Origin of the sequence: Georgenia phoenicis (assembly GCF_047302425.1) — a bacterium.
Taxonomy (GTDB): domain Bacteria; phylum Actinomycetota; class Actinomycetes; order Actinomycetales; family Actinomycetaceae; genus Oceanitalea.
Genome location: NZ_CP154855.1, coordinates 381,516 through 400,139 on the forward strand (window position 1 = coordinate 381,516; position 18,624 = coordinate 400,139).

An 18,624-nucleotide genomic window follows, 5' to 3' on the forward strand; every position below is an offset into this window, starting at 1 on the left:
GTCAGAAGAGCGTGGGCCCGGCCGGGTGGAAGCCCTCGCGCTCGAGCAGGCGCGCCTTGACGGCCAGCCCGTAGCGGAATCCGCCGAGGCTGCCGTCCGAGCGCAGCACCCGGTGGCACGGGACGAACAGGGCCGCGGCGTTCGCCGCGCAGGCGGCGGCGGCCGCGCGCACCGCCGCCGGCCGCCCGGCCCGGGCCGCGTACTCGGTGTAGGTGATCCGCTCGCCCGCGGCCACCGTGCGCAGCACGTCCCAGGCGTGCCCCTGGAATTGGCCCGACCGCTGCCGCACCGCAACTCGGCTCGGGGCGGCGAGGTCGCCGTCGTAGTAGGCGCCGACGGCGTCGAGGGCGCGCTCCAGCGCGTCGCCGTCCGTGGCGGGGCCGTCGTCGGGTCCCGGTCGCAGCGAGGGGTGGACGAGCGGGACGAGGGAGGCGACGTCGTCGGTCCACCCGGAGGCGAGGACGCCGTCGGCGGCGGCGAGCACGGTGAAGGCGCCGTCGGGGGTGTCGACGGTCGCCCAGCGAGTGGTGGTCATCGTGACTCCTTGGGGGTGGTGGCCTGCCACAGGTGCATGGCGGCGTAGGAGCGCCACGGGGCCCAGCTGCCGGCGCGCTCGGCCAGGACCCGGTGGGCGGCCGGGGTCGGCAGGCCCTCCTCGAGCACGCCCGCGGCGCGTGCCCCCGCGACGAGGGCGACGTCGCCGGCGAGCCAGGCGTCGGGGTCGCCGAGCACGCGCATGGCGACGTAGGCGGCGGTCCACGGCCCGATCCCGGGCAGGGAGAGCAGCTGGGCCCGCAGCGCCTCGGGGTCGGCCCCGACGTGGACGTCGAGCGACCCGTCGGTGAGCGCGCGGGCGGCGGTGAGGACGGTGGTGACCGACCGGCCCGGGAGCCGCAGCGGCCGGTCGGGGTCGGGCGGCTCGCCGGGCACCGGGGCGGGGACGCGGTCGACGACCTGGGTCGGGGTCGGGAACAGCCGGTCGAGGCCCGCTACGGCGGAGGCGTACGGCGAGCCCGCCACGGCGGTGAGGCGACCGAGGTGGGTGCGGGCGGCGGCGACGGAGATCTGCTGCCCGACGACCGCCCGGACGAGGAGCTCGTGCGGGTCGACCGCCCCGGGGACCCGGATCCCGGGCGTGCGCGCGACGAGCGGTGCGAGCGCGGGGTCCGCGGCCAGGGCGGCGTCGACGGCGGCCGGGTCGGCGTCGAGGTCGAGCATCCGCCGCACCCGCGCGACGGCGGTGGCCATGTCCGCGAGGGAGGTGAGCTCCAGCCGCGCCCGCAGCGTCCATCCCGCGCGGGACGGGCCGGCCACGATCTCGACGGCGCCCGGCCCGTGGGGCAGGGTGAGTGTGCGGGCGTAGCGCAGGGGTCCGGCGTCGGGCACCTCGGCGACCTCCACCCCGGTGACGGCGCGGGCCGCGAGGAAGCCGAACACCCCGTGGGCGTCGAAGGGCTGGCGCACGGGCAGGTCGAGCTCGAGGCGGACCGGCGCGTCGTGCTCCGCCGCCCGTGCCGCACGGGTGCCGCCGGACCGGGCCCGCAGCTCCCGCGGGGTGGTCGCGAACACCTCGCGGACGGTGTCGTTGAACTGGCGCAGGGACGCGAAGCCGGCGGCGAAGGCGACGTCGGCGATCGGCAGGTCGCTGCCGGTGAGCAGCGCCCGCGCCGTCTGGGCCCGCCGCGCCCGGGCGAGCGCGAGCGGCGGCGCCCCGAGCTCCGCGACGAGGAGACGGTGGACGTGGCGCGAGGTGTACCCGAGCCGCGCAGCGAGCCCGTCCACGCCCTCGCGGTCGACCACGCCGTCCGAGATCAGCCGCATGGCCCGGCCCGCGAGGTCACCGCGCAGGTCCCACTCGGGAGTGCCCGGCGTCGCCTCCGGCAGGCAGCGCTTGCACGCCCGGAAGCCCGCCGCGTGGGCGGCCGCCGAGGTGAGGTAGAAGGTGACGTTCTCCTGGCGCGGGGTGCGCGCGGGGCACGAGGGCCGGCAGTAGATGCCGGTGGAGGACACGGCCGTGAAGAACTGGCCGTCGAACCTCGTGTCGCGGGCGGCGATGGCCCGGTAGCGCTCCGCGAAGAGCGGGTCGCCCGGCGAGCACACGGAGCGGGGCTGTGTGCCCGAGCGGTCGCGGGTGACGGTCATGGCTCCAGTACAGCGCCTGGCGCTCACCACGTCTGGCGGTTTTCGGACCGCACCGTCAGCGAGCGGGCTGGAGCGCCAGGAGGCCGGACACCGCCGCCTCCACCTCGTCGACCGTGATCGCGGCCAGGGCCGGGTCGAGCTCCGCGGCGTGCGGGTCTCCCGTCCCGTCGCCGTGCCACAGGACGACGTGCCGCTCGGTGTCGACCGCCGGGCCCCACGCCGCCGGCGGGGTCGGCCCGAAGAGGAGCACCGAGGGCGTGCCGACGCCCGTTGCCACGTGTGCGACCCCCGTGTCGCCGCACACGAGCAGACGGGCGCCGGCCACGAGCGAGGCCAGGCCGGGGACGTCGTGCTCACCGGCCACGGAGGTGGCGACGTCGCCGGCCACCTCCGCGCACAGCCCCGCCTCCGCGGGTGAGCCGGTGACGAGCACCCGGTGCCCGGCGGCGGTCAGCCGCCGGGCCAGCTCGTGCCACCGCTCGGCCGGCCAGCGGCGCGAGCCGGAGGCCGCCCCGGGGTGGAGGAGGACCGCGTCCGCCACACCCTCCGCCGGTTCCACCGGCAGGCGCAGGTCCTCCGGTCCGCAGTCCCCGCCCGCGGCGGCGAGCAGCCGGCACCAGCGCGCCACCTCGTGCTCGCCGTCCCGGAACTCCGGGGCGACGTCCGCCACGGACGCCGGGTGCCCGGCCTCCGCGCAGGCGAAGGCGACGAGCTGGGAGGGCATCGTCGCGGCGAGCAGCCGGTGGCTCTGCGGCCCCCGGCCGTGGAGGTTGACCGCCACGTGCCCGCCGGCCCCGCCCACGGCGAGCGGCTCGTCGAGCCCCGCGGTGGGGACGACGGCGTCGACGAGCCCGAGCCGCACGAACCACCCGCCGATGCCCTCCGGCCCGGCGAGGACGACCCGCCGGCCCGGCCACGCCCGCCGCACCCCGCGCAGCGCGGCGACCCCGGTGAGCGCGTCACCGAGGCCGAGCGCCCGCAGGACGAGGACGTCGCCGGGCCCGAGACCCGCTAGGGCCACGACGGCTCGCCGGAGGCCATGACGAGCATCTCGCGGATCTCGCAGCCCACCGGCTGGCGCAGCGCCGTGATGACGGTGCCCGCCGTGTGGCGCGGGTCGTTGAGGTCCTGGTCGGGGGCCGGCTTGAAGCGCTCGTCGCGGCCGTCGAAGAAGTTCGTGCTCATCCCGCCGGGCACGAGGCAGGTGACGCCCACCCGCCCCGCGTACTCGGCCGCCAGCGCCTGGGAGAAGCCGCGGATCGCGAACTTCGAGGCCGAGTAGGCCGTCGCGGCGTCGGCGCCCTTGAGGCCGAGCGTCGAGGAGACGGTGACGACCGTCCCGCGGCGCTCCTCGAGGTAGGGCAGGGCGGCGCGGACGACGGCGACCGTCCCGAGCAGGTTGACGTCGATGACCCGCCGCCAGTCCGCCGGGTCGATCTCGAGGATCGGCCCGCACGCGTCGGTCCCGGCCGCCGTGACGACCGCCGTCGGCGGCCCGACCTGCTCGACGAGCGAGGCGACGGCCGCCGTCGCGGCGTCCCAGTCGCTGAGGTCCGCGACGACGTGCGGCACGTCCCCGGCGGGTGCGACCCGGTCGATGACGGCCGGGCGTCCGCCCGCCGCCGCCACCGCCTCGACGACGGCGGCCCCCAGGCCGCCTGCCCCTCCGGTGACGTAGACCGTCCCTACCTCGCGTGCGTCGTTCACCTGGCTCCTCCCGTTGAGCGTGCGTGCTCCGCGGCCTGGGCGGCCTGCTCGGAGCGGTGGATGATGGATGTCGTCGACCGGCCGCCCAGGTAGGGCAGCAGGACGACTCGGCCGCCGTGCGCCTGCACGACCTCCGTCTCCGGCAGCGGCCGGCCGCCGTAGTCCCCGCCCTTGGCCCAGATGTCGGGCCGCAGGTGGGTGAGGGTGCCGCGCGGGTCGTCGTCGTCGAAGACGACGACGGCGTCCACGCAGTCGAGCGCCTCGAGCACCTTGGCGCGGTCGGCCGCGGGCACGACCGGCCGGCCGGGGCCCTTGAGGCGGGTGACCGAGGCGTCGGAGTTCATGAGGACGACGAGCCGGTCGCCCAGCCGGCGCGCGGCCTGGAGGGTCGCGACGTGGCCGGCGTGGACGATGTCGAAGCAGCCGCCGGTGGCGACGACCGTCGCGCCGTCCCCGCGCAGCCGGGTGGCGAGCTCGCGCAGCGCCTGCGGCTCGGCCTGCAGGACGTTGCCTCGCTCGGCGGGCCCGGCGGGGGCCTCCTCGGCGGGCGCGTCGGCGGGCCGGCGGCGGCTGCGGAAGCCCTCCGCCCCGCCTGCGGCGACCCAGGCGGAGGCGTCGGCGACGGCGGCCTCGACCGCCTCGGAGAGCAGCGCCCCGGCGGCCAGCGCGCTCGCGGCGCTCGCGGCGAAGCGGTCACCCGCTCCGCACGGGTCGCCCCCGTGGGAGGCGACGGCGGGGACGTAGATCGTCTCGTCGTCGTGCGCGGCGAGGAACGCGCCGTCCGCACCGGCGGTCACGCACACCCCGCGGGCCTGCCACGCGGTGCGGAGGGCCGCCGCGGCGACGTCGGCCGGCGCGTCGGGCCGCTCGAGGGCGCCGCGCGCCTCGCTGAGGTTGGGGGTGACGAGCACCGCGCCCGGGACCGGCTCGCCGCCGCGCGGGTGGGGGTCCCACACGACGCGGGTGCGGCGCGCGGCCGCGGTGAGGAGGCGGCGCAGCTCGGGGTGGCGCGTGGTGCCGGCGCCGTAGTCGGAGACGAGGACGGCGTCGGCGCTCGCGAAGGCGCGTTCGATCTCCGCGAGCGGGAGGTCGTCGCCGGGGGTGCCGGGGCCGCCGTCGTCCACGCGCACGAGGGACTGGCCGCCGCTGCGCACGCGCGTCTTGCGGCGGGTGCCGCCCTCGTGGGGCAGGCGCAGGACGGTGAGCTGCTCGCCGAGGTCGGCGACGAGACGGTCGCCGTGCTCGTCGTCGGCGATCGGCGCGACGAGGGTGACCCGGCCGGTGCACAGCAGCGCGGCGAGCCCGGCGCCGCCGGGGCTGTACCGGGTGGAGCGCACGTCGAGGACGGGCACGGGGGCGTCGGGGGAGAGGCGCTCGACCTCGCCGTCGACGTCCGCGTCGAGGACGACGTCCCCGACCACGACGACGTGCGGGGCGGAGGAATCCGGCTGTCTGCGCAGGTGTACGTCCTCGCGCGGGGCCGGCCCCTCCTCGCGCCCAGAGCCGGACTCCTCCGGACGCTCCTCGCGCCGGGAGCCGGACTCCTCCCCGACGCCGAGGTGGCGGTCGAGGGCGGCGCACAGGGCGTGGATCGCGACGAGGTGGCCCTCCTGGACGGCCGCCGTCGACGGCGCGTCGACGCACAGGGCGTCGTCGCACAGCTCGGCGAGCGCGTTGGGCGCCGGGCCCGTGAGCCCCCAGACGGTGAGCCCCAGGGCCCGGCCGCGCTCGGCGGCGCGCAGGACGTTGGGGCTGGTGCCGGAGGTGGAGAGCAGGACGAGGACGTCACCGGGGCGCCCGTGGCCCTCGACCTGGCGGGCGAACATCTCCTCGGCGCCGTAGTCGTTGACGATGGCGCTCACGGTCGAGGACTCCGCACACAGCGAGATCGCCGAGAAGGAGCGCCGGTCCTGGAGGAAGCGGCCGACGAGCTCGGAGGTGAGGTGCTGCGCCTCCGCGGCGCTGCCCCCGTTGCCCGCGGCCAGCAGCCGGGCCCCGCCGGACAGCCGCCCGGCGAGGTCCGCCGCCCACGCCTCGATCGTGCCGGCGTGGTCCTGGAGGAAGCCCATCGCGGAGTCGAGCTCGGCGCGGTGCTCGTCGATCCAGTCCTGGGTGCTCATGCGCTCGCCACCTTCGCGGTCGGGAGGCGCGCGGCGCGGACCTCGGCGTAGGCGGCCTCGGTCGCCGCCGCGACGCGCTCCCAGCTGAAGCGCTCCTCGGCGCGGACCCGGGCGGCCTCGCCGTACTGGGTGCGCAGCTCCGGCTCGACGAGCAGCCGGGTGATGGCCGCGGCGAGCGCGTCGGGGTCGCGCGGAGGGACGAGGGCGCCGGTGACGCCGTCGTCGACGGAGTCGAGGAGCCCGCCCACGGCGCTGCCCACGAGCGGGCGCCCGCAGGCCGCGGCCTCGAGCGGGACGATGCCGAAGGGCTCGTACCAGGGGGTCGCGACGACGATGTCCGCCGAGCGGATGAGGGCAGGCATGCTCGTGCGCGGCACGGAGCCGATGAAGCGAACCCGGGCCTCGACGCCGAGCTCCTCGGCGAGGGTGTGGAGCCGCACCGCCTCGCGGTCGGTGTGGATACGGGACTGGTCCGGGCCTCCGGCGACGAGCAGCTCGACGTCGGGCAGCAGCGGGAGTGCGGCGATGACCGTCTCGACGCCCTTGCGCTCGACGAGCCGCCCGACGGACAGCAGCCGGAAGGGCTGGTCGCCACGCGGGGGCAGCACCTCGCCGTCGGGGCTGAAGAGCTGGACGTCGACGCCGCAGGGCACGACCCGCACCCGGGAGCGGTCGATGCCCATGGCCTCGAGCTCGGCGACCTCGTCGCTGCACGTCGCCACCACGAGGTCCGCCTCGGTGCCCACACGCGTCTCCGCCGCGATGCGGCCGGCGGGGCTGGTGTCCTTGGCGCCCTGGTGGCGGCGCTTGACGGTGCCGAGGGCGTGGAAGGTGTGGACCACCGGCACGGGCACGTGCTCGGCCGCCTCGAGGGCGGCGAGCCCGGACATCCAGAAGTGGGAGTGGACGACGTCGGGCCGCGGGCCCTGCGCCCAGCGCCGCGCCAGCCACTGCCCGAACTCGGGCATGTAGGGCAGCAGCTGGTCCTTGGGCAGCACCCGCGCCGGCCCGGCCGGCACGTGGACGACCTGGACGCCGGGCAGCATCTCGACCTGCTCGGGCAGGTCCGGGTCGTCGCGGCGGGTGTAGACGGCGACGTCGTGCCCCCGTCGGGCCAGCGCCGTCGCGAGCGCGGCCACGTGGACGTTCTGCCCGCCGGCGTCCTCTCCGCCGAGCACCGCCAGCGGACTGGCGTGCTCCGACACCATCGCGATCCTCATCGGACTACCTCCTTCAACAGCGACTGCCAGTCGGCCAGGAAGCGGTCGACGGCGAAGGCCTCGGTGGCGTGGCGACGGGCGGCCTGCCCGCGCTCGCGTGCCTCGGCGGGGTCTGCGAGCCAGCGCAGCGCGGCCTGCTCCAGCACCCGCGGGTCGGCGGACACGACGCCGGCGTCGGCCGGGACCGCCTCGGGCGCGGCCGTCGTGGCCAGCGCGAGGACGGGCAGGCCGAGCATCATCGCCTCGATGAGCGAGAGCCCGAGCGAGGTCCACCGGTAGGGGTGCAGGTAGGCGCGCTGGCGGGCGAGCAGCGGGTGCATCTCCGACTGCCGCACGTCCTCGTGCAGGTGGCCGGCCAGGTGCGGGGCCTTCTCCTCCAGCGCGTCCATCCCCATCCCGTACACGGACAGCGGGACGGTGTGGGACAGGTCGAGGACGACGTCGGTCCCCGCGACCCGCCACCGGCGCACCGGCTCGTTGACGACGACGCCGACCCGCTCCTCCTCGCCCGTGTACAGGTACCCGGGGTCGAGGACACCGTGGTCGATGACCGTCGTCGGCGCGCGTCCGCAGTCCCACACGAGGGCGTTGAAGTGGGTGACGTGGACGACGGGGATGTCGTCGCGGTCAGCGAGCGGGTGGCGGGTGGCGACGGCGTCGCCGCGGGGGGTGTTGTGCTCGACGTAGACGGCGGGCACGTCGCGTCCCGGGCGCAGGCCGGTCCACTCCTCGAAGAGCTCGATCTCGTGGGGCCGCTGGAGGACGACGACGTCGCAGCCCTCCTCCCGCAGCTGCGCCGGGCTGAGCTCACGGGCGTTGGGCGGCCAGTCCCACGTGCGGGCGCGGCCCAGGCCGTCGGGCCCGCGGTCGGGCAGCACGGGGATGAGGTACTCGTCCGGGCCGGTGACGAAGGGGGTCAGCCAGGACCCGTGGACGTGCCAGATGGCGACCTTCACGCCAGGACCTCCTGGGGGACGAGGGACGCGACGGCGTCCACGACCTGCTGGGGACGGATGCCGGTGAGGCACGGGTGGCCGGCCACCGGGCACTCCCGGGCGCGGGTGCCGGCGCAGGGGGCGAGCTGGTCGCCGAGCACGACGGTCGGCACCCCGTAGGGCGCCCACCGCTCGGCGGGCACGACCGGGGAGAAGAGGGAGACGACGGGGGTGCCGACGGCGGCGGCCAGGTGGGCGGGGCCGGTGTTGCCGACGACGACGCACGCGGCGCCGTCGAGCACGGCGGCGAGCTGGGGCAGGTCGGTGCGGCCGGTGAGGTCGTGGATGCCGGGCCCGACCGCCGGTGCGGGCTCGTTCGGCCCGCCGGTGACGACGACGTCCCACCCGGCCGCGACGAGCGCCTCGGCGATGTCCCGGGCGTGCTCCGGCGCGATCGCCCGCGCCGGCACCGACGCCCCCGCGTGCAGCACGACGTACCCCCGCCCGGCGCCAGGAACAGCTCTGCTGTCGGCGCGGTGTTGACCCTGTCGCCGAGAGCTGGATTCTCCGGGGAGGAGGGGGCTGACGTCAGGGAGGGGGCGGCGGACGGCGAGGCGACCGTCGTCGCCGGCGGGGAGCTCGGCGCCGGCGGCACGGGCCAGGTCGAGGGCGGCCTCGACCTCGTGCAGCCCCTCGGGGCGCTGGTGGCGCACGTCGAGGAGGGAGCCGGGGTAGTCGACGCTCGTCGCGGCGACGTGCCCGATCCCCGCCATCTTGGCGAGCAGCGCCATCGGCAGCGGGCTCTGGTGGAAGGAGGTGAAGATGACGGCGCGGTCGTAGCGGCGGGCCGCGAGCGTCGCGACGAGCTCCTCGATCGCCTCCGGGTCCACGGCCGGGGGCCGGTACCCGGACCACGGCGCCGCGACGACGAGGACGTCGCGCACCCCCGGCAGCAGCCGGGCGGCGGCCGCGCCGGTGGGGGAGGCGAGAAGGTCGACGTCGTCGTGGGCCGCGAGGGCCCGGACGGCGGGCCCGGTGAGGAGGACGTCGCCGTCGTTGTCGAGGCGCACGGCGAGGGTGCTCACCGCTCCTCACCCGCCATCGCGAGGACGAGGTCGACGGCGGAGCCCAGGTCGTCGGCGACGTGCTCGGCCGCCTCGACCTCCTCCGCGCGCGTCACCGGCGTGGGGACGAGAACGGCACGGGCCCCGGCCGCGCGGGCGGCCGCGGCGTCGGCGCCGATGTCCCCGACGACGACGCACTCGTGCGGCTCGAGGTCCAGCGCCCGGGCGGCGCGCAGCACCATGCCGGGGCCGGGCTTGCGGCAGGTGCAGCCGTCCTCCGGCCCGTGCGGGCAGTGCTCGACGACGTCGAAGGAGCCGAGAAGGTCCTGGACCCGCTCGTTGACCCGGGTGACGTCGTCGACGGTGATGAGGCCGCGCGCGACGCCGGACTGGTTGGTCACCATCCCGATGCGCAGGCCGGCGGCACGCAGACGCCGCAGCGACTCCGGGGCGTCGGCGACCGGCCGGACCTGCTCGGGGTCCCCGTTGTAGGGGACGTCCTCGACGATCGTGCCGTCGCGGTCGAGGAGGACGGCGCGCACCGGCGGGGGCCACGCGGTCACGTCGCGGAACATCACCGTGCCGCGCAGGCGGTGCCAGACCGCGGCCCAGGGGATCGCGACGCTCGTCCACGCCATCCGCTTCCACTCCGCGGCCCAGCCCTCCTCGCCGGGGCGGGGCCCGGGCACGAGGCGGCGGGCCGCGAAGTCGACGGTGAGGCCGGCCCACGCGGCGGCGGCCGCGCCGCCCGCCTTGCGCCGCCCGGCGGCCGCGAGCAGTGCGGCGGCGGTCCCGGCGGCCACGGTCGCGACGTGCCAGCGGAAGCGCCCGCGGCCGGTCCCGCCGATCTCGCGCCAGCCCGGCCCGTGCAGCGCCCGCATGAGCGCGTCGGAGGCGGCGCCGGCCTGCATGCGCAGGCTCACGGCGTCGTCGGCCGGGCGGACCGGGTGGGTGATCTCGCGCTCGCCGCGGACCAGCTGCCAGCCGGACTGCGTCACCCGCAGGGCGAGGTTGGCGTCCTCGCGGTAGGCGCGCGGGAAGCGCTCGTCGAAGCCGTGGACGGCGGCGAGGGCGGTGCGGCGGTAGGCCATGTCCGCCGTCGCCCACAGCGCCGTCTCGAGTCCCGCGGTGTTGCGCTCCCAGTCGGTGGGGCGCCGGTGCTGCGGGAGCGGCACAGTGATGCGGCCCTGGGTGGCGCCCACCTCGGGCCCGACGGCCGCGAGGTCCGCGGCCAGCCGGGTGGCCCAGTCCGCGGGGAGACGGACGTCGTCGTCGAGAAAGGCCACCCACTCGGTGGTGGCGGCCCGCCAGCCGACGTTGCGGGCGGCGGCGGGTCCGCGTCCCCCGGAGCGCAGCACCTCGACGGGGACGTCGCCCGCGGGCAGGTCGAGCGGCTCGGCCTGGTCGAGGGGACGGTCGTCGACGAGCAGGACCCGCGCGGGCGCCGGCCCGTCCTGCCCGAGCAGGTCGGTGAGCACCTCCCGGAGGGAGGGGCGGCCGACCGTCGGCAGGACGACGGTGTAGTCGCTCACGCGACCGCCACCGGCGCGTCGTCGGCGACCGCTGCCCCGGCCGCCTCGTGGGCGGCGAAGAGCTGGGAGCGGCGCACGAGGTGGGGGCCGAGGACGAGGAGGTCCACGGGCGCGGAGCCGAAGAGCTCGAGGGCGTCACGCGGGTCGTCGACCATGGGGCGCCCGGCCGTGTTGAGGCTCGTGTTGATGACGACGGGCAGGCCGGTGCGCTCGGCGAAGGCCGCGATCGTCGCACCGAGGCGCGGCTGGCGCTCGGGGTGCACGGTCTGGATGCGCGCGGTGCCGTCGACGTGGACGGCGGCCGGGATCCGGTCGCGCCACTCGGGGCGGACGGTGTGGACGAAGAGCATGTACGGGCTGGGGATCGGGCCGTCGGTGAAGATCTCCTCGGCGCGGTCGGCGAGGACCATCGGCGCGACCGGGCGGAACTGCTCGCGGCCCTTGACGTCGTTGATGCGCTCGAGGTTCTCCTCCAGGCCCGGGTGGGCCAGCAGGGAGCGGTGGCCCAGGGCGCGCGGGCCGAACTCGCTGCGGCCGTCGAACCAGGCGACGACGCCGTTGCCGGCGAGCACCTCGGCCACCTGCTCGGGCAGGTCGTCGGGGGTGGTGAAGGGGACCTTCGCCGTCGTCAGCCACTGGGCGAGCTCGTCGTCGGTCCACGCCCGGCCCAGGTCCGCGCCGGCGATGGGGCGCGGCTCAGCACCGCGGTCCGCCGCCACCTGCAGGGCGGCGCCGAGGGAGGTGCCGGCGTCCCCGGCGGCCGGCTGGACCCACACGTCCTCGAAGGGGGTCTCGCGCCAGATGCGCGAGTTGGCCACGCAGTTGAGCGCGGTGCCGCCGGCCATCGTCAGCGCGATGGCGCCCGTCTGCGCGTGCAACCAGTTCGCGAGGTCGACGAGGACCTCCTCGAGGCGCGCCTGGACCGAGCAGGCGAGGTCGGCGTGGGGGCCGCCCCACGTGCCGTCGTCGATGCGTGGCTCCACCCACTGCGACCAGTCCGGGACCGGGGCGAGGAAGCCGCCGTCGTCGGTGGCGCGGATCGTCTCGCGCAGCTCCTCGAGGAAGCGGGGCTTGCCGTACGAGGCCAGGGCCATGACCTTGTACTCGTCGGAGGAGCGCAGGAAGCCGAGGTGCTCGGTGAGGGACTCGTAGAGCAGGCCGAGGGAGTGGGGGAGCTGCTGCCCGGCGAGGGTCTCGAGCTTCCCCTTCGTGTAGCGGCCGGCGAGATGGGAGGCGTGCTCGCCGCGGCCGTCGAGGACGAGGACGCTCGAGCTCGCGTGCGGGGACGCGAGGGCGCCGGAGGCCGCGTGGGCCACGTGGTGGGGGACGAAGACGACCTTCTCGGGGTCGAGCCCGGGCAGCGCGGCCGCGAGGAACTGCGGGGCGCGCTCGGCGTAGGTGAGGCGCAGGTGGTCCCACGGGTCGTCCAGGCCCATCTCGTGCGCCGGGCGGGCGAGGGAGGGGTCGAAGGAGTAGGCGACGGCGTCGAGGTCCTTGGGCTCCAGGCCCGCCTGCTTGAGGCACCAGCGCATCGAGAGCTCCGGCAGCTCCCACGCTGAGAACGGGACCGGGCGCTTGCCGTGCTTGCGCCGGCTGAAGCGCTCCTCCTCCGCCGCTGCGACCACCTTCCCGTCGATGACGAGGGTGGCGGAAGGGTCGTGGAACAGCGCGTTGACGCCGAGAACTCGCATACCTGGCCTCCTGGGTGGTCCGAGTCACCTATAGGTGATTCGCTGCTCACGCTGCCCGAGAGAAGCACTTCTCGCACTTCGACAAGGAGACCTACACGTGACGACGACCGAGACCGCTCACGTCCGTACCGCAGAGCTCGCCGTCCACCTCGTGGATGGCCGGGTGACCGAGGCGGCCGGTTCACGGCAGCTGCGGCGGGAGGACCCGAGCGGCTCCGACGCGGTGACGACGATCGTGCCGGCGACGGCGGAGGAGGTCACCGCCGCCGTCGACGCCGCCTGGGCCGCACGTGCCACGTGGCGCCGCACGGCACCGGCCGAGCGGGCGGCGGCGCTGCGGGCCGCGGCGGCCGCCGTCCGCGCCGACGCCGAGCGCCTCGGCGCGCTCCTCGCCGCGGCGACCGGGCGGCTGCTCGGCCAGTCGGTCGAGTCCGCCACCGTGGCCGCCGACCTCCTCGAGGAGGCCGCGACGACCGGGCTCGGCGCCGCCGGCCGCACGCTCGCCGGCGCCACCTCGGCGCTGGACGTCGTGCGCCGTGAGCCGCGCGGCGTCGTCGCCGTCATCACCCCGTGGAACGACCCCTTCCCGGCGGCCGCGGGCCTCCTCGCGGCCGCGCTCGTCACCGGCAACACCGTCGTCCACAAGCCGTCGGAGCGCTCGGCGCTGCCGGGGTGGGAGATGGCCCGGCTCGTCGCCGATGCGCTGCCCGCCGGGGTGCTCAACGTCGTCAACGGCGACGGCGAGACGGGCGCCGCGCTCGTCGCCGACGAGCGGGTGGCGCTCGTCGCCCACGTCGGCTCGACGGTGGCCGGCCGGCGCATCGCCGCCGTCGCCGGCGCCCGCGGGGCCAAGGTGCTGCTCGAGAACGGCGGCGCCGACGCGATCGTCGTCGACTCCGGCGTCGACCCGCGCTGGGCTGCCGAGCAGATCGCGACCGGCGCCTTCACCAACACCGGCCAGATCTGCACCTCCGTCGAGCGCGTCTACGTGCACGACGACGTCGCGGACGCCGTCGTCGCGGCGCTCGCGGAGGTGGCGGAGGGGCTCGTCGTCGGGGACCCGGCCGACCCGGCGACGACGCTCGGGCCGCTCGTTGACGCGGACCAGCTCGCCGTCGTCGACGAGCACGTGCGCGCCGCGGTGGACGCCGGCGCCCGCTGCGTCACCGGCGGGGCGCCGCTCGACCGGCCCGGCAGCTTCTACCCGCCCACGGTGCTCGACGGCTGCGCGCCGGACGTCACCGCCGTCGCCGAGGAGACCTTCGGGCCGGTCGCGGCGCTCGTGCGGGTGCCGGACTTCGACACGGCGCTCTCGCTGGCCGGTGAGAGCCGCTACGGGCTGGCCGCGACCGTCCTCACGCCTGACCTCGGGCACGCGCTGCGCGCCGCGGAGGAGCTCGAAGTCGGCACGGTCAAGGTCAACGGCGTCTTCGGCGGTGCGCCCGGAGGGTCGGCCGACCCGCGGCGCGACAGCGGCACCGGCGCCGGCTACGGCCCGGACCTGCTGGGCGAGATGACCGTCCTCAAGACCGTCCACCTCGAGGCCCCCAGCGCCTGACGGGACCCCCCCCTTTCCCGCGAGTACGCACGAACGGTCACCGCGGCGGCCCTCCGCGGGCGGCCGGGTGACCGTAAGTGCGTACTCGGCGAGGGGTGGGTGGGGAGCGGGGGGTGGTCAGCCGTAGGTGCGGGCCTTGGACTCGGCCTGGGAGCGCTCGAGCGCCCGGAAGCGCGCCTCGGCGTGGGCGGGCAGCACCCGGCGCTCGCGCAGCACCCACGGCGCCCCGCGCAGTGCGGCCAGCACCCCCTCGAGGGCGGGTCGCGAGCGCAGCTTCCCCAGCACCACGGCCGTCCGGCGCAGCGCGGCGGGCAGCGGCCGGCGCAGCCAGGTGAACCACAGGGTGTTGCGCACGCCGTCGCGCAGCCGCTTCGTCGTGTCCCGCGCCGTCGAGGCCTGGTGGTGGACGGTGGCCGCGGGCAGGTAGCACAGCTCCCAGCCGACGGCGGCGAGGTCCGCCGCGAGGAGCTCCTCCTCCCCGCCCAGCCACAGCCGCGGGTGGAAGCCGCCGGCCGCGACGAAGGCGCTGCGCCGCACGACCGACGCGCCGGCGAGGAAGCTGCCGAGCGCCGGCCCCGGTAGGCCCGGGCGGCCCGCGACGGGGGAGTCGCGCAGCTCGGCGACGATCGGGTCCTCCGTCCCCGCCGGCTCGACGACGATCCGCGCGGTGACGACGGCGACGTCCGGGTGGGCGTCGAGCGCGTCCGCCGCGGCCGTGAGGCTCCCCGGGTCCCACCACGTGTCGTCGTCGCAGAAGCCGACGTAGGGCGTGTCGAGGAGCTGCACCCCGAGGTTGCGGCCCACGGCGCCGAGGTTGCGCCGGCTCTCGAGCAGCGTCACCCACGGGTGGTCGCGGCGCACCGCCTCCGCCGTCCCGTCGCCCGAGCCGTTGTCGACGACGACGACGGGCGGCTGCTCCGGCAGCGCGCGCAGCAGCCGCAGGGTGCGGTCGAGCTCGGTGCGCCGGTTGTGGGTGATGACGACGACGCCGACGCGCGGGTCCTGTGTGGCCATGCCTCCCATTGGAGCCCGGCGTGCCACCCGCCGCACCCGCGGAATGGCCGGCCGTGGAACCGTGTTGCCCCGGCATGACGGACTACGGCCACGACCTCCTCTTCGGCTCCTTCATCACCCCGAGCAGCGCCTCGCCGGAGCGGGTCGTCGCCCTCACGCAGGCCTCGGAGGCCGCCGGGCTGGACCTCGCGACGTTCCAGGACCACCCCTACCAGCCGGCCTTCCTCGACACGTGGACGCTGCTGTCCTACGTCGCCGCCCGCACCGAGACGATCCGGCTCTCCCCGAACGTCGCCAACCTGCCGTTGCGCCCGCCGGCCGTCCTCGCCCGGGCCGCCGCGAGCCTCGACCTCCTCAGCGGCGGCCGGGTGGAGCTCGGCCTGGGCGCCGGCGGCTTCTGGGACGCCATCGTGGCGATGGGCGGCACGCGTCTCTCCCCGGGCCAGAGCGTGGACGCGCTGAGCGAGGGCATCGACGTCATCCGCGGCGTCTGGGACACGAGCACCCGCGAGCGTCTCGTCGTCGAGGGGGAGCACCACCGCCTCGACGGCGCCAAGCGCGGTCCCGCACCGGCCCACGACATCGGCATCTGGGTCGGCGCGTACAAGCCGCGGATGCTGCGCCTCGTCGGCCGCAAGGCCGACGGCTGGCTGCCCTCCCTCGCCTACCTCGAGAGCCTGGACGACATCGCCGACGGCAACGCGACCATTGACGAGGCCGCCACCGCCGCCGGCCGCGACCCGCGGTCCGTGCGGCGCCTGCTCAACATCGGCGGCCAGCTCGCCGCGCAGCGCAGCTCCCGGCTGCTCGTCGGCCCGCCCGCCCAGTGGGCCGAGCAGCTCGCCGTCCTCGCCCTCGAGTACGGCGTCAGCGCCTTCATCCTCGGCGGTGACGACCCCTCCGCCCTCGCCGTCCTCGGCCAGGAGATCGCACCCGCCGTGCGCGAGGTCGTAGCGGCGGAGCGTGCCTGATGGACTACGGGCACCCCCTCCAGCTCGGCGTCCTCCTCCCCGCGGACCCCGCCTCGCTCGAGCTCGCCGTCCGCGCCGAGGAGCTCGGCCTCGACCTCGTCGCCGTGACGGACGACGACGCCCGTCACGAGCCCTGGACCCTCCTCTCGTGGGTGGCCGGCCGGACCACGCGGGTCGGCCTGACGGCGACGGCGCACCACCCGCCGGCGATCGCCGCCCGCAGCGCCGCCAGCCTCGACCTCCTCAGCGGCGGGCGGCTCACCCTGACGCTCACGGCCGAGCCGGCCGACGCCCTCGAGGAGGCGGTCGACGTCGTCCGCGGCACCTGGGACGCGAGCGCCCCCGCACCGCTCAGCTACCGCGGGGAGCACCACCGTCTCGTCGGCGCCCAGCGCGGCCCCGCGCCGGCGCACACCGTCCCGGTGTGGCTCGGCGGCAGCGGACGCGAGCACCTGGACCTCGTCGGTCGCACCGCCGACGGCTGGCTCGCCCCCGCCGACCTCGTGGGGCTCAGGGACGGCAACGGGCTGGTCGACGCCGCCGCCACCGCCGCCGGGCGCGACCCGCGTGAGATTCGCCGCGTCCTCACTCTCGACGCCGTCACCTCGGTCGCGGACCTGCTCGCCCTCGTCGTCGACGACGGCGCCGGGACCCTCCTCCTCGCCACCGCCGACCCAGCCGCTCTCGAGCGCTTCGCCACCGAGGTCGCACCCGCCCTCAGGGCGGCCGTCACCGCCGAGCGCGAGCGCCGCGGCACGCCGCCCGCGCCCACGCGCAGCACCGCCGTCCGGGCCGCCCGCCGCCCCGGCATCGCCTACGACGACGTCCCGCCGGCGCTCGCGGAGCACGCCGTCGAGCCGGGCGACGCCGCGTACGCCGCCGTCCGCTCGACCTACCTGCGCGGCGGCTCCCCCGGCCTCGTGCTGCGCCCGGGCAGCGCGGAGGAGGTCTCCCAGGCGCTGGGCTTCGCCCGCGCCCAGGACGTCCCGCTCTCCCTGCGCAGCGCCGGCCACGGGATCAGCGGCCGCTCCACGAACGACGGCGGGATCGTCCTCGACCTGTCCCGGAGCAACGGCATCGAGGTGCTCGACGAGGCCGAGCGGCTCGTGCGGATCGGTCCCGGCGCCCGCTGGGGCGAGGTCGCCGCCGCTCTCCAGCCCCACGGCTGGGCGATCAGCTCGGGCGACTTCGGCGGCGTCGGCGTCGGCGGCCTGGCGACCACGGGCGGGATCGGTTTCCTCGGCCGGAAGCACGGGCTGACGATCGACCACGTCCGGGCGGTGGAGATGGTCCTCGCCGACGGGAGCGTCGTGCGGGCCAGCGACGAGGAGAACACCGAGCTGTTCTGGGCGGCGCGCGGTGCCGGCTTCACCGTCGGCGTCGTCACCGCCTTCGAGATGCAGGCCGCGGAGGTCGGCGACGTCGCCGTCGCCCAGCTCGTCTTCGACGCGAGCGACACCGCGGAGCTCCTCACCCGCTGGGGCGCCGCAGCCGAGGCCGCGCCGCGCGAGCTGACGAGCTTCCTCATGATGGGCGCGCCGCGGGGCGGGCGACTCGTCGCGCAGACGACGACCGTCATCGACTCCGCCGACCCGCAGACGATCCTCGCGATGCTCCAGCCCTTCGCGCAGGTCGCGCCGCTCGTGGGCCAGTCGGTCCAGGTGGTGCCCTACCCCGCCGTCGTCGCGACCCCCGACGCCCGGCACACGAGCCAGGGGGAGCCGGTGACCCGCTCGGCGCTGCTCGAGCACGTGACGCCCCAGTTCGCGGCGGACGCGGAACGACTGGTCCGCTCCGGGCACAGCTTCTTCTTCCAGATCCGCGCCATGGGCGGCGCGACCGGCGACGTCGCACCGGACGCGACCGCCTTCGCCCACCGCTCGGCGAACTTCTCCGTCGTCGCCTTCGGCTCCAGCCGGCGGAACCTCGACGCCGTGTGGGACGGGATGCACCACCACTCCGTGGGGCTCTACCCGAGCTTCGAGACCGACCCGCGGCCCGAGCGGCTGACCGAGGCCTACCCGCCGGCGCACCTCGAGCGGCTGCGCGCCCTCAAGCGCCGCTACGACCCGGACCACGTCTTCCGCGACAACCACGACGTCGGCCCGTAGCGGGCGCCAACTGTACTGTCGGCGACAAGTGCACTCTCGGTGACAACTGTGCTGTCGGCGGTAAGTGTGCTGTCGGCGTCAGGGGGTGGGGTCAGGCGGCGCGGACGATGGTGTCGGGGCCGACCTCGGCGAAGTCGGGGACGCGCACCCCGCCGGCCACCTTGGCGCCGTCACGCACACGGGCGCCGCGGCCGACGACGGCGCGGGCACCGATGTGGGTGTTCTTGCCGACCCGGGCCCGGGCGGCGACGACCGCCCCGCGGTCCACCCACGCACCGTCGTCGAGGTACGCCTCGGCACCGACGCGGGCGCCGGGGTCGACGTAGGCGGAGGGGGCGACCCAGGCGCTCGGGTGGACCTGCGCGCCACGCTCGACGAGCCCACCACCGTTGGGGTGCTGGGCGTAGCGCAGCATCGTGCCGTCGTCGTCCTCGAACTCGACCTGCTTGCGGCGGCGCACGTCGTCTCCTCCCGGATCGCGTCTTATGTCACCCGGTAGAACGACGGGGAGGCGGTACGGATTCCAGGAGCAGGTGGCGCCGGAGTGTGAGATCCGTCT

Annotated in this window: 14 protein-coding genes and 1 pseudogene; 3 read left to right on the plus strand and 12 right to left on the minus strand. The window is 76.6% G+C overall.

Annotated features, from left to right (window positions below):
• Window position 1: 1 nt before the first annotated feature.
• Genes AA0005_RS01920 through AA0005_RS01965 form a run of 10 tightly spaced genes read right to left on the minus strand, consistent with a single transcriptional unit; the run spans window position 2 to window position 12,411 of the window.
• Window positions 2–535 (minus strand): methylated-DNA--[protein]-cysteine S-methyltransferase, encoded by a 534-nt coding sequence (locus AA0005_RS01920; protein WP_413451741.1) that lies wholly within the window; start codon window positions 533–535, stop codon window positions 2–4.
• Window positions 532–2,142, minus strand: a complete 1,611-nt coding sequence (locus tag AA0005_RS01925; RefSeq protein WP_413451742.1) for an AlkA N-terminal domain-containing protein — start codon at window positions 2,140–2,142, stop codon at window positions 532–534. The genes AA0005_RS01920 and AA0005_RS01925 overlap by 4 nt, the downstream gene beginning before the upstream one ends.
• Window positions 2,143–2,197: 55 nt before the next feature.
• A complete protein-coding gene (locus tag AA0005_RS01930) occupies window positions 2,198–3,163 on the minus strand; it encodes a glycosyltransferase family 9 protein (protein ID WP_413451743.1) in 966 nt (321 codons plus the stop codon).
• A complete protein-coding gene (locus tag AA0005_RS01935) occupies window positions 3,154–3,849 on the minus strand; it encodes an SDR family oxidoreductase (protein WP_413451744.1) in 696 nt (231 codons plus the stop codon). The genes AA0005_RS01930 and AA0005_RS01935 overlap by 10 nt, the downstream gene beginning before the upstream one ends.
• Window positions 3,846–5,969, minus strand: a complete 2,124-nt coding sequence (locus AA0005_RS01940; RefSeq protein WP_413451745.1) for a PfkB family carbohydrate kinase — start codon at window positions 5,967–5,969, stop codon at window positions 3,846–3,848. Before AA0005_RS01940 ends, AA0005_RS01935 begins: the two co-directional genes overlap by 4 nt.
• Window positions 5,966–7,189 (minus strand): glycosyltransferase, encoded by a 1,224-nt coding sequence (locus AA0005_RS01945; RefSeq protein WP_413451746.1) that lies wholly within the window; start codon window positions 7,187–7,189, stop codon window positions 5,966–5,968. Before AA0005_RS01945 ends, AA0005_RS01940 begins: the two co-directional genes overlap by 4 nt.
• Complete coding sequence (locus tag AA0005_RS01950; RefSeq protein WP_413451747.1) at window positions 7,186–8,145, minus strand: glycosyltransferase; 960 nt, start codon at window positions 8,143–8,145, stop codon at window positions 7,186–7,188. Before AA0005_RS01950 ends, AA0005_RS01945 begins: the two co-directional genes overlap by 4 nt.
• Window positions 8,142–9,209: a glycosyltransferase family 9 protein gene (locus tag AA0005_RS01955; RefSeq protein WP_413451748.1), complete on the minus strand. Its 1,068-nt coding sequence runs from the start codon at window positions 9,207–9,209 to the stop codon at window positions 8,142–8,144. The genes AA0005_RS01950 and AA0005_RS01955 overlap by 4 nt, the downstream gene beginning before the upstream one ends.
• Window positions 9,206–10,720 (minus strand): HAD-IIIA family hydrolase, encoded by a 1,515-nt coding sequence (locus AA0005_RS01960; RefSeq protein ID WP_413451749.1) that lies wholly within the window; start codon window positions 10,718–10,720, stop codon window positions 9,206–9,208. The genes AA0005_RS01955 and AA0005_RS01960 overlap by 4 nt, the downstream gene beginning before the upstream one ends.
• A complete protein-coding gene (locus AA0005_RS01965) occupies window positions 10,717–12,411 on the minus strand; it encodes a carbamoyltransferase (protein ID WP_413451750.1) in 1,695 nt (564 codons plus the stop codon). Before AA0005_RS01965 ends, AA0005_RS01960 begins: the two co-directional genes overlap by 4 nt.
• A gap of 97 nt (window positions 12,412–12,508) precedes the next feature.
• On the opposite strand from AA0005_RS01965, the gene AA0005_RS01970 reads away from it, so the two are divergent.
• Window positions 12,509–13,969 carry an aldehyde dehydrogenase family protein gene (locus AA0005_RS01970; RefSeq protein WP_413451751.1) on the plus strand — a complete coding sequence of 487 codons (1,461 nt, stop codon included), beginning with the start codon at window positions 12,509–12,511 and terminating at the stop codon, window positions 13,967–13,969.
• Between the two features lie 117 nt (window positions 13,970–14,086).
• On the opposite strand, the gene AA0005_RS01975 is transcribed toward AA0005_RS01970, so the two are convergent.
• Window positions 14,087–14,983, minus strand: coding sequence for a glycosyltransferase family 2 protein (locus AA0005_RS01975; protein WP_413451752.1), 897 nt, complete (start codon window positions 14,981–14,983; stop codon window positions 14,087–14,089).
• Between the two features lie 74 nt (window positions 14,984–15,057).
• Here AA0005_RS01975 and AA0005_RS01980 point away from each other — a divergent pair.
• Both AA0005_RS01980 and AA0005_RS01985 read left to right on the plus strand, forming a co-directional pair.
• Window positions 15,058–15,951 (plus strand): annotated as a pseudogene (locus tag AA0005_RS01980) (LLM class flavin-dependent oxidoreductase); the annotation flags it as partial.
• 2 nt (window positions 15,952–15,953) lie between these two features.
• Window positions 15,954–18,065 (plus strand): LLM class flavin-dependent oxidoreductase, encoded by a 2,112-nt coding sequence (locus AA0005_RS01985; RefSeq protein WP_413451753.1) that lies wholly within the window; start codon window positions 15,954–15,956, stop codon window positions 18,063–18,065.
• Window positions 18,066–18,156: 91 nt separating this feature from the next.
• On the opposite strand, the gene AA0005_RS01990 is transcribed toward AA0005_RS01985, so the two are convergent.
• Entirely contained in the window at window positions 18,157–18,525 is a 369-nt protein-coding gene (locus tag AA0005_RS01990) for a DapH/DapD/GlmU-related protein (protein ID WP_413451754.1), read from the minus strand.
• Window positions 18,526–18,624 lie beyond the last annotated feature (99 nt).